The organism is Mycobacterium sp. E2479 (genome assembly GCF_001667925.1).
Classification (GTDB): domain Bacteria; phylum Actinomycetota; class Actinomycetes; order Mycobacteriales; family Mycobacteriaceae; genus Mycobacterium.
Genome location: NZ_LZJR01000027.1, coordinates 98211 through 107579 on the forward strand (window position 1 = coordinate 98211; position 9369 = coordinate 107579).

At 61.2% G+C, this 9369-nt stretch carries 13 protein-coding genes; 2 read left to right on the top strand and 11 right to left on the bottom strand.

The window, feature by feature from the left end; translation table 11 throughout:
* Nucleotides 1-484 precede the first annotated feature (484 nt).
* The 7 genes from A5686_RS28325 to A5686_RS03770 all read right to left on the bottom strand — a co-directional run bounded on the left by A5686_RS28325 (nucleotide 485) and on the right by A5686_RS03770 (nucleotide 3173).
* A complete protein-coding gene (locus A5686_RS28325; protein WP_369829668.1) occupies nucleotides 485-700 on the bottom strand; it encodes a hypothetical protein in 216 nt (71 codons plus the stop codon).
* Nucleotides 701-747: 47 nt separating this feature from the next.
* Entirely contained in the window at nucleotides 748-1248 is a 501-nt protein-coding gene (locus tag A5686_RS28330; RefSeq protein ID WP_369829669.1) for a spirocyclase AveC family protein, read from the bottom strand.
* Nucleotides 1217-1627: a spirocyclase AveC family protein gene (locus tag A5686_RS28335; RefSeq protein ID WP_369829670.1), complete on the bottom strand. Its 411-nt coding sequence runs from the start codon at nucleotides 1625-1627 to the stop codon at nucleotides 1217-1219. The genes A5686_RS28330 and A5686_RS28335 overlap by 32 nt, the downstream gene beginning before the upstream one ends.
* A 35-nt stretch (nucleotides 1628-1662) precedes the next feature.
* Nucleotides 1663-1848: a hypothetical protein gene (locus A5686_RS28340; protein ID WP_067931235.1), complete on the bottom strand. Its 186-nt coding sequence runs from the start codon at nucleotides 1846-1848 to the stop codon at nucleotides 1663-1665.
* A complete protein-coding gene (locus A5686_RS27025; RefSeq protein WP_156749916.1) occupies nucleotides 1794-2114 on the bottom strand; it encodes a hypothetical protein in 321 nt (106 codons plus the stop codon). Before A5686_RS27025 ends, A5686_RS28340 begins: the two co-directional genes overlap by 55 nt.
* 56 nt (nucleotides 2115-2170) lie before the next feature.
* The gene (locus tag A5686_RS03765) at nucleotides 2171-2371 is read right to left on the bottom strand and encodes a hypothetical protein (protein WP_067931238.1); all 201 of its coding nucleotides are present in this window, start codon (nucleotides 2369-2371) and stop codon (nucleotides 2171-2173) included.
* 250 nt (nucleotides 2372-2621) lie between these two features.
* Nucleotides 2622-3173: a hypothetical protein gene (locus tag A5686_RS03770; RefSeq protein WP_067931241.1), complete on the bottom strand. Its 552-nt coding sequence runs from the start codon at nucleotides 3171-3173 to the stop codon at nucleotides 2622-2624.
* Nucleotides 3174-3216: 43 nt separating this feature from the next.
* Between A5686_RS03770 and A5686_RS03775 the strand changes: the two genes are divergently transcribed.
* A complete protein-coding gene (locus tag A5686_RS03775; protein ID WP_067931244.1) occupies nucleotides 3217-3921 on the top strand; it encodes an iron-containing redox enzyme family protein in 705 nt (234 codons plus the stop codon).
* A 75-nt stretch (nucleotides 3922-3996) separates the two neighbouring features.
* Here A5686_RS03775 and A5686_RS03780 read toward each other — a convergent pair whose 3' ends face one another.
* The 3 genes from A5686_RS03780 to A5686_RS03790 form a co-directional block, all read right to left on the bottom strand.
* The gene (locus A5686_RS03780) at nucleotides 3997-5358 is read right to left on the bottom strand and encodes a cytochrome P450 (protein ID WP_082947472.1); all 1362 of its coding nucleotides are present in this window, start codon (nucleotides 5356-5358) and stop codon (nucleotides 3997-3999) included.
* Between the two features lie 61 nt (nucleotides 5359-5419).
* Nucleotides 5420-6298, bottom strand: coding sequence for an alpha/beta hydrolase (locus A5686_RS03785; RefSeq protein WP_067931246.1), 879 nt, complete (start codon nucleotides 6296-6298; stop codon nucleotides 5420-5422).
* Between the two features lie 7 nt (nucleotides 6299-6305).
* Nucleotides 6306-7226: an SDR family NAD(P)-dependent oxidoreductase gene (locus A5686_RS03790; protein WP_156749917.1), complete on the bottom strand. Its 921-nt coding sequence runs from the start codon at nucleotides 7224-7226 to the stop codon at nucleotides 6306-6308.
* 392 nt (nucleotides 7227-7618) lie between these two features.
* Between A5686_RS03790 and A5686_RS03795 the strand changes: the two genes are divergently transcribed.
* Nucleotides 7619-8851, top strand: a complete 1233-nt coding sequence (locus tag A5686_RS03795) for a cytochrome P450 (RefSeq protein ID WP_067931250.1) — start codon at nucleotides 7619-7621, stop codon at nucleotides 8849-8851.
* Nucleotides 8852-8894: 43 nt separating this feature from the next.
* Here the strand turns inward: A5686_RS03795 and A5686_RS03800 are convergent.
* Nucleotides 8895-9369 (bottom strand): enoyl-CoA hydratase-related protein (locus tag A5686_RS03800; RefSeq protein ID WP_197520466.1); only part of this gene is annotated, 475 nt, incomplete at its 5' end.

The following is a 9369-nucleotide window of genomic DNA, read 5'->3' on the forward strand; positions in this document are numbered from 1 at the left end:
GGAAAGTACGCGTAATCCATTCGGCAACAACGTGTTTAAGTGTTGGTTGATCATGGTCGCCAGCGACTGCCGTTGGGTGCTCTACGGACTGTGTGCGGACTGAGACTGTGGCACCTCGCTGCCGACGAACCGAGTGGGATGTTCATTTTGCCCGGCTGAGGCAGCGGGCTGCCATTATTTCGGTGAAGCTAAGGGGACTCGAACCCCCTGACCCCCACACTGCCAGGGCCGGGCAGAAACATGTGAACGGGCCGTTTAGCAGCCACGCAGCGGTGTCGTAGGTGAGTTTGACGCGCTACTGTCGCAGCGTTGTCGTCAAAACTGTCGTCGCACGCTCGCCACCAAACGTGTACCGGATGCCGTCATCGAGAGACCCCGCACATACCTGAGCCTCTGATCTACTGCTCCATCGGCGCGCCACCAAGTCCCGGTGGCAGGCGGTATCTACAACTTCAGTGGAGATTTCCTTCCACGCCAAACGTGGCTATCGAAGTTCGGGGCCTTGTGCTGTGCATCTGCCGCCGCCGGCCGGTGCATGCCCGTGGGGTCTTCCTTCGGACTGACCACTCATCCAGGTCGACATGAGCCCGGCGAAGTAGGGCCCGGGCTGACCGCTGCGTTCGTAAAAGCCCTGCGGGTCATAGACTTTGGCTTCGGGGTAGGGCCATGGACACGCCACCGCGGTCGCGGCCTCCGTCATTTTGATGACGGTAAACCACCCTCCGCAGCCGAAAAGGTAGACCGCGTTCAGGATGGCCACCATCGGTGACAAAGCTGCCCAGAACGGGCCGACCGGGAAAAATCTTTGCCCGCCGCGCCAGTTTCTCCGCCACGGTGCGGCCGGTGTCGTCGCGGTAGACGGAGGATGCCAATGGGAATCATCACGAACGTCACGCATAACGACTCCCACAGCAAGGGAAACTGGAATGGGGTTCCCACGAAAACGGAGCCGAACGGAATCACTTGCGAGTAGCTGTAAAGCCCGGTGCGAATCATGACAATCTCAAGGACAGCGTCCATCACGAAGCCGAAGACGAAGACGAGTCCTGCCAAGGAGACCAACGGATGACGCCACACGAACGATTCGACGGACCGGCGGGATTGAATCTTGCGAAGAGTCCAGATCGCCGGGAAATACGGGGCCGCGAGGATGAACACGTAACCGATGACAAGGAACGGCTCGACCGTCGGCGACAGCGAGACCAACGGCCAGTCTTCAGGCCAGTGCCAGAGCTGCGGGTTGTACACCAAAATACAGCGCCCAGTTCAAGATTGGGTCCTGCCACACGATTGCCGTTGTGGCGATTCCTATCAACAGAAGTGGATGCCCAGGCTGGCGTCGCCATACAACGATGGAAACCGCTAGCAGCGCCACCACCGCGACCACAGTCGCGATTTGAAGGATCGTCAGCCACATCGAACCGCTCAAGCCGAATAGGTAACTCACGGGGCGCGGTGCGCCTTTGAGGTCCGGATTCCGAATTCGCTCCGAGACGGCACCGGTTCGGGCGTGGATCGCGACGAGTGCGACTACCGCGACGGCAAGCGCGCACCATGCGACCTGCCGCCTTCCGCGCACCAACCGGCCAGGACTGTCCACCCCGACGAATTGCTCTTTGGTTGCCACTGCATCCTCCATCGATGGGTCGGGCGTTGTCCGGTTCACGCGGCTACTCCGCGCATCGGCAGGCGGGTTGGCCCCAACAGGGACGGGTTGGCGGTCCACGTGTACTTTCGGGCACGTTCGATGCGCTTGACTCGGCCGAACAGGCAGTTCAACGCGACCTTGGCCTTCAGGCGCGCGGGTCCGGAACCGATGCACATGCGCGGGCCCTGCCCAAAGCCCATATGGCTCTGCGTCTTCGATAGACACCGAACGTGTCCTGATCCTTGTGCCGTTCCGGGTCGCGGTTCGCCCCGGCGAAGAACAGCGCCACCCTGGCCTGAGCTGGGATCTCGGTACCATCCACTTCGTATGGAGTCAGCCCAGTTCGTGCCCACTGCACAGGATTACCCCACCGCAGATTCTCGTCTATCGCGGCCGGGATCAGGTCGCGGTTCGCACGCAACAAGTCGAATAGATCGGGATCACGCGGCAACATACTTTCAGACATTGGCGCCTTCTCCCGGCAAGCAACTGGCACGGCGTCGAACCCAACTGAGCATACACTCAACCGAAACCGTATGGCGGCGTCGAGGCCCGGTTCCGGTGCGGCTCAAGCGTCGATTCCCGTGTCGGATCCTGCGTCAGCGCCGCGGGTCGCCCTTCCAAGGTGAAGCTGTTGACGAAATAGCCGACGATCATGGCGATGTCGAGGTTCGCGCCCGACGCGTGGCTAAGGTCGTCAGGCTTGAGGTAAAGCATGCCCACGACCGCGATCAGCGCGAGGTCGCATGCTCGCCGCGGCGAAGGTCTCCGAGCGCATTCCAGAAGCAAGCTTCCGATCGCTGGCGAGAGTGGCCGATGCCATCCGTGATATCACCGATCGCCGCGCCGGTTAGGATTCACCCTCGGCGTCATGAACTCAGCACCGCGCGTGCTGTCGTCCGTCTCAGGGAGTTAACGACAGTTCTGACGACAGTTGTTGATCGAACAGCGGCTCCACACTCGAACATCTCGTTCAACTGCCGGCCTGTCCCGCGCGGCCTGCGGCACGATGGCTCGCACCCTGGTCAGCCACTTCCTGCAACAATCGGTGGTCAAGAGGGGCCTTATCGGCCGCCGCAACGGCGGCCACATTGTGCAATCGGTCCGCAGCTGCATCCAAGGCGGGTATCCACGCTTCTAGAGTCGCGAACAGTTCGTCGACGTCCTGTTGACCGCCGAACTCGACGGCAAGAAAACGAAATGCCGCTGAGCACCGTTGGCGCGCTTGCGCAAGCAAATCGTTCCCTTCGTTTGTCAACCGTAGGGCCACGTTACGGCCGTCGGTAGAGCCGCGCCCGCGAACCATGAGACCTCGACGGACCATCGCGTTACTCATCACTGTGACGTTTGGCGGCTTGCTGACCAGCCTGATGCTTACCTCTTGCGAAGTCGGCATACCCTCGTCGGCCAGCGTCAGCAGCCTGAACTGATTTACCGTCAAGTCGAGCTGGCCCAGAACAATCTCGATCACTTTCGCCAAGCGAACAACAGCCAAGACACTTGATGACAGGTCGTGCTCAAGCATATAGTTATGATGCCATAATCAAATTTAAGTTCAAGGAGCGACCATGACCGCGGCGGAAGTCAAATCCTTCCTCGAGCAGTTAAATAGCGAGATCAGACGCGAAAAGGCGTCGATGCTCGACGCCGGCATCCTCAACGACATCGAGGCCGGCATGGCGTCCCGTGAGCAGATCGGCGCGTGGGCCAAAGTGTTCTATGCGGCCACCCGCAACGGCCGCTTCATCCTCGGCAATTTTTACGCCAATAGTCCTGACGACCCCGTCGTGCGTCGGGAGCTGGCAGAGAATCTTTTCGAGGAGGAGACGGGCCGGATTTCTGGCGTCAACAAGTGTCACATGGATGTCTTCCTCGACTTCCTTCAAGCTTTCGACGTGAATCCGCAACAAGCGTCAGAACTTTCGGCGCCGGTGGGTCAGGAAACACCGCAGGGCCGTGTGATCGCCCCGGAAGATTTCTATGTAGAACTGACCGCATACGGATTGAGCGTCGAAGTGCCGAATGCGGAATACTGCCAGCGGATCTATCAGGCGCTGAAGAAGAACTACGGATTCAGCGACCACGAGCTCACCTGGTTTTCGATGCACGCAGCCTTGGACGCCGACCACGGTGAGGAATTCAGTCAATACGCCGCGAAGGCTGCGGCATCACCGTCCGGGCTGGAGCGTCTCCGTGAGCAGACCCTTGCCCTATCAGATGTTGTGCGACAGGTATGGGATGGCTTCGGGAGGTGGCGCGAGTCGCCTAACTGATCATCGCACTTCCGAATGCGGACACGATCATCGGCACTGGCCGAGAGCCCGACGCCTCCGATTCCACGATGACGTCTATGCGCCCTTCAGCCGCACGCAGAGATGTGTCGGGCCGCGCAGTGACGCGTTGGTCGACCAGGTGGTGTCACTCACTGGCTCGATGCGTTTGACGTTTTGCACCAGTTCGCGCAGCACAGCCTGAGCCTCCAATCGGGCTAGAGGCGCGCCGAGGCACATGTGCGCTCCATATCCGAATGCGACGTGCATGCGGGGGTTGCGATCAGCAATGTAAGCATCCGGATTCTCGAAAACCCGCGGGTCACGGTTCGCAGCACCGTAGGACATCAACACTCGCGACCCTCTCGGGATCGTCACATCACCCACGGTGTAGCCGGCGACTGTGTTGCGGTATAGGTGCTGGATCGGCGACGAGTATCGCAACTGTTCCTCCACGGCCATCGGGATGAGCTCCGGATTCTCCCGGATCTTGTCGTACTGGTCGGGGTTGCGGGCGAGCGTGTCGAAGATGCCGCCCAATAGGTTGGTGGTCGTTTCGTTGCCGGCCGCCAGCAGCAGTAAGGCAAAGGCAAACAATTCGTCATCGGTGATCGGGCCATCCGCGCTCTCGTTCACCAGACGTCCTAGCGCAGTGTCCGAGTCCTTGAGGGCACCGTGTCTGAATTGACCCAAGAGGTAGCTCCGCAGCGCGAATACGGCGCGGACCGCGGTGACCGATTTGCCGACGGACTCGAGGTTAGGCGCCAAATCCATTATCTTTACTGCATTTTCGGACCAGCACCTGAATTGCGCTATGTCGGCGTCAGGCACACCCAAGATATGCGCGATCATGCTCATCGGCATCGGGATCGTCAATCTACGCACCACATCGCAGCCTGGGTTCGCGATTACATCGGCGACCATCGTCTTGGCGAGGTCGTCGATCATCGGAGTCCAGCTTTCCAGCGCGCGCTTGGTGAAGGCGGGCTGAACCTTCTTCCGCAACTGCGAATGCTGCTCACCATCGGTGAAGACGAGAAACGGCATCGCGAACTTGATGCGCGTGACACCTTCCGTGCTGTTGATCTGCTCGGTGGCCTTGAGAGCCTCGCGTAAATCGTTATGGCGGCTGATGATCCACGTCGCCCGTCTCGGGTTGTAATGGACTCGATCACCCTGGTGCAGCTTGCGGTAGGCCGGAAACGGGTTCGCTGCTGTGGCCGGATCCAAGGGGTCGTAGTCGGTGATGATCGCGTCCGCGAAGGCGCTCTTGCCCAACCGTCGTCGGTGCAGCACAGCCCCGACATTGAGCACCGCCGCGTCTTTGATCGGCTTCGCAAATGCGCCGACGGCGCTCCCCGCACCCGTAACGGAATTTGTGCTGGTCACGCTCAACTGCCTCCCTGACAACGCCTCGTGGAATGCCGACAGCTGCGACATCCCCGAAGCCAATACCACCATACACTTAATCGGCAGCGTATGGTCTTCCGGGCAATGGCACTTACCCTGTCAACACCGTCCGCAATGCCGCACACTGGCGGTCGAAGAAAGCCCGAGATACTCCGGCGGAAGGGGCGATCATGTCAAATCCGTGGAATGCTCCGGCAACGATGTCGAGATCGCACGGAACACCAGCCGCAAGCAGGCGGCGGGCGTACTCGACGTCTTCGTCGTACAGCGGATCCAGAGTGCCCACGCCCACCCACGCGGGCGCGACACCCGTCAGATCGACCCGCCGTGATGGCACTGCTGCTTCCGGGTCGATACCCTTCAGGTAAGCCGCCCACCCGAGCCGATCGCACTTTAGGTTCCACATCCGGTAATTGGGATTGTCGACGCCCGCGCGGTCATCGACCATCGGATAAACCAGCAGCTGGAACAGTGGCGTCACCTCGCCGCGGTCGCGCGCCAGCAGCGCCAGGGCCGCGGCAAGGCCGCCCCCGGCGCTGGCCCCCCCGATGACGATGCGCGACGGGTCGACACCGGGCAGCCGGGCTAGCCACTTCAGCGCCGCATAGCAGTCTTCGAGCGCAGCTGGGAATGGATACTTCGGCGCCAGACGGTAGTCCACCGCGGCGACCGGTACACCGAGCCGCTGCCCGAAGCGGCGGCACAACATATCGTCCTGTGCTGCCGATCCAATGACATATCCCCCGCCGTGGATCCACAATAGCGCCGGACCGAGTTGGTCAGCCGCGGGCCGTTGGTGCAGCCGCACGCTCGTCTGGTCCGAGAGGGTCAGCACCTCGACGCCTTTAGGTGTACGCAACGCCGGCAACCGGGTCAGGGGCCGCAGCAGCGGCAGGGTGTAACGGTTAAAGATGCCTCGCGGCAGTACCCGCGCGATTTTGCGGAGGTCGGGATGAAAATTCTCGGTCATTGGCCCCTCATACCCCGAAGGCGACGCCAGTGAGCTTCTCGGATACCGCCCACAGGCGTTGCTGCACATCCGTGTCGTGAGACTTGGCGCTGGACGTCACCTGTTTGGGATAGCCCTTGAGCTCGCCCAGCCCACGCGGCCCCCAGTACTGTCCGCCGCGTACCTCAGGATCGGTCGCGGCTCGCAGTTGCGGCAGGGCACCGATGCGTGGGTTTTGCCCCACCAATGGTCCAGCGAGTTTCACCAGTGGAGCAACAGGTTTCCACACGTGGCGCGTCAACTCGGAATTGGTAAAACCCGGATGCGCTGCCACCGCGATGGTCGGTTTGCCTGCCGCGGCCAGACGCCGCTGCAACTCGTAACAGAACATCAGATTCGCAAGCTTTGACTGGGCGTAGGCCGCGCCGCGGTTGTAGCGCTGCTCCCACTGCAGATCGTCAAAATGGATTGCACCGCCCAGCTTGTGCCCGTTGCTGCTGACGACGACGATTCGTGATCCGTAGACCGTTGTGAGGTTGTCTAGCAGCAACCCGGTTAGAGCGAAATGCCCGAGATGATTTGTGCCGAACTGTAATTCAAATCCGTCAGGGGTCACCTGTTTCGGCGGGACCATCACACCGGCGTTGTTTATCAGCAAATCGATTCGCGGGTGTGCGCAGCTCAGTGCCTCTGCGGCGGCTCGCACCGACTGCAGCGAGCCGAGGTCGAGGGGCTGGACAGTGACCTGAGCGGTCGGGGACGTAGCCAGGATGCGAGCCGCGGCGGCCCTACCCTTGGCGGGGTCGCGTACCGCGAGCACAACCCAGGCCCCACGCGCAGCCAAAGCCCGCGCGGTGTCGTAGCCCAACCCGGTATTAGCGCCTGTGACGACCGCCGTCCGCCCGGTTTGATCCGGAACCCTGGCCTCCGTCCATTTCGCTACGCTCATCGACATAACCCCCTGGATCTGACATGCGCCACATTCGTGAGACCGCATGTGGCTCGGCTAACCCTCGAAGCCGTTTCGCATCGCTCGTGGCTAGCGGCTGGCCGCCTCGCATCTCGCGCATACCACTCAGCAGCAACACTTTTCGGTAAATCGTCTGTAAGCGGCTTCCTCCCAATCTCGTGGCGATGTCTTACCGTCGACCGCGTTCGCATCGTCACAGAGTCCGCCGCTGTCTTATGACTAGGCATAATAGCAATAGTGTGTGGTCTGCCCGAGGCGGTGCGGCGCGAAGCTCACCCCCGGACTGGCCCCACGCTTTAATAAGTATGTATGGTCAGTGGCGCGTGACCATGCTGGCCACGCGTCGTGAACAGATTGGCTGGTAACCGGAGATGGCAGTCTCGACACCTGTGTCCACTCAAATTCGACCGGACCTCGATTTCACCGATGGACAGTTCTACGCGCATCTGCTGGGACATCCGCGGTCCGCTTACGGCTGGATGCGCGGCAATGAGCCCATCTTCCGCGACCGCAACGGACTGGTCGGCATCACCACCTACGCGGCGATCATGGACGCTGAACGCCAGCCGGACCTGTTCTCCAACGCTGGCGGCATTCGCCCAGACATGCCGCCGTTACCGATGATGATCGACCTCGACGACCCCGAACACATGAAGCGCCGCAAACTCGTAAGTGCCGGGTTCACCAAGCGCCGCGTGCTCGACCAGGTGGGCTCGATCGACACCCTGTGCGACGAACTGATCGACGAGGTAGCCGAGCGCGGCGAATGCGACTTTGTCGAATACCTTGCCGCTCCACTGCCGATGGCCGTGATCGGCAACATGATGGGTGTCGAGAAAGCCGATCGCCCCAAGTTCCTGAAATGGACCGACGACTTCCTGCTCACGCTGAGCTCGACGGCAACCCCGGAAATACTTGCGACGGCGATGGAGTCGTTCGCTCAGCTGTCGGACTACATCAACAGGATGGTGGCCACCCGCAAGGCTGAAGCCACCAGCGACATGGTCAGCGCCTTGGTCTATGCGGAAGTCGATGGCGAGAAGCTGTCCGACGAGCAAGTGTTCCAGGAGATCCTGATGCTCCTGGTGGCCGGCGACGAAACCACCCGTCACACGCTGTCGGGTGGCTGGGCCGAATTACTACGTCACCCTGGTCAGCATGCCCGGCTACGAGAGGACACCACAACTCTGTTGGGAACCGCCATCGAAGAGATGCTGCGGTACTCATCGCCCGTCAAGAACATGTGCCGGCATTTGACCCGCGACGCGGAGTTCTATGGCTACTCGTTTGAGAAGGGCGACAAGGCGCTCTTGATGTTCGAGTCGGCCAACTTCGACGAGTCTATTTTCGATGAGCCCGAGGAGTTCAGAATCGATCGCGCGCCAAACAATCATCTGGCGTTCGGGTTCGGCGCCCACTTCTGCATCGGCAACCAGCTCGCGCGCCTGGAGTTGCGTGAGATGTCTCGAAAGCTGTTAGGGCGCTTGCCTGACTTGCGCTTGGCTACCGACGGTCCGTTGCCGCTACGGCCAGCGAACTTCGCCGTGGGCCTGGAGTCGATGCCCGTGACGTTCACCCCGGTAGCCCGCTCCACCGCCCCCTGACACCTAGGGCGCCTGCTACGCGTTCCCGGTCACCTTCGGACCACTACTTCATCTGGAAGTTGGGTTTGCGTTTTTCGGCGAAGGCGCGAGGGCCCTCCCTGGAATCCTCGGACATGAACACGGGAATGCCGTTGCGGGTGTCAGGTATGAAGGCGTCGTTCTCGTGCATGCCCTCGGTTTCGCGGATGGTCTTGAGGATCGCCTGAACCGCCAGCGGCCCATTGTTGTTGATCACCTCGGCGATCTCGAGCGCCCTGGTCAGCGCGTGACCATCGGGCACTACATGCCCGATCAGCCCGAACTGCTTGGCCTCGGCAGCGGAGATATGCCGCCCGGTCAATAAAATATCGCAGGCGATCGTGTAGGGGATTTGACGCACCAGCCGGACCGCCGACCCCCCCATCGGGTACAGACTCCAACGGGCCTCCGACACCCCGAATTTCGCGCCTTCGCCGGCAACTCGGATATCGGTGCCTTGCAGGATTTCGGTTCCCCCCGCGATCGCGGCACCGGCTACC

What these genes read in the sequence shown, in the direction of transcription:
- A5686_RS03795 (WP_067931250.1), top strand. Translation starts at nt 7,619, where the DNA reads ATGGCAGTCTCGACACCTGTGTCCACTCAAATTCGACCGGACCTCGAT.
- A5686_RS28340 (WP_067931235.1), bottom strand. Translation starts at nt 1,848, where the DNA reads ATGGGCTTTGGGCAGGGCCCGCGCATGTGCATCGGTTCCGGACCCGCG.
- A5686_RS03790 (WP_156749917.1), bottom strand. Translation starts at nt 7,226, where the DNA reads ATGAGCGTAGCGAAATGGACGGAGGCCAGGGTTCCGGATCAAACCGGG.
- A5686_RS03770 (WP_067931241.1), bottom strand. Translation starts at nt 3,173, where the DNA reads ATGCTTGAGCACGACCTGTCATCAAGTGTCTTGGCTGTTGTTCGCTTG.
- A5686_RS03775 (WP_067931244.1), top strand. Translation starts at nt 3,217, where the DNA reads ATGACCGCGGCGGAAGTCAAATCCTTCCTCGAGCAGTTAAATAGCGAG.
- A5686_RS03780 (WP_082947472.1), bottom strand. Translation starts at nt 5,358, where the DNA reads ATGTCGCAGCTGTCGGCATTCCACGAGGCGTTGTCAGGGAGGCAGTTG.
- A5686_RS27025 (WP_156749916.1), bottom strand. Translation starts at nt 2,114, where the DNA reads ATGTCTGAAAGTATGTTGCCGCGTGATCCCGATCTATTCGACTTGTTG.
- A5686_RS03785 (WP_067931246.1), bottom strand. Translation starts at nt 6,298, where the DNA reads ATGACCGAGAATTTTCATCCCGACCTCCGCAAAATCGCGCGGGTACTG.
- A5686_RS28325 (WP_369829668.1), bottom strand. Translation starts at nt 700, where the DNA reads ATGACGGAGGCCGCGACCGCGGTGGCGTGTCCATGGCCCTACCCCGAA.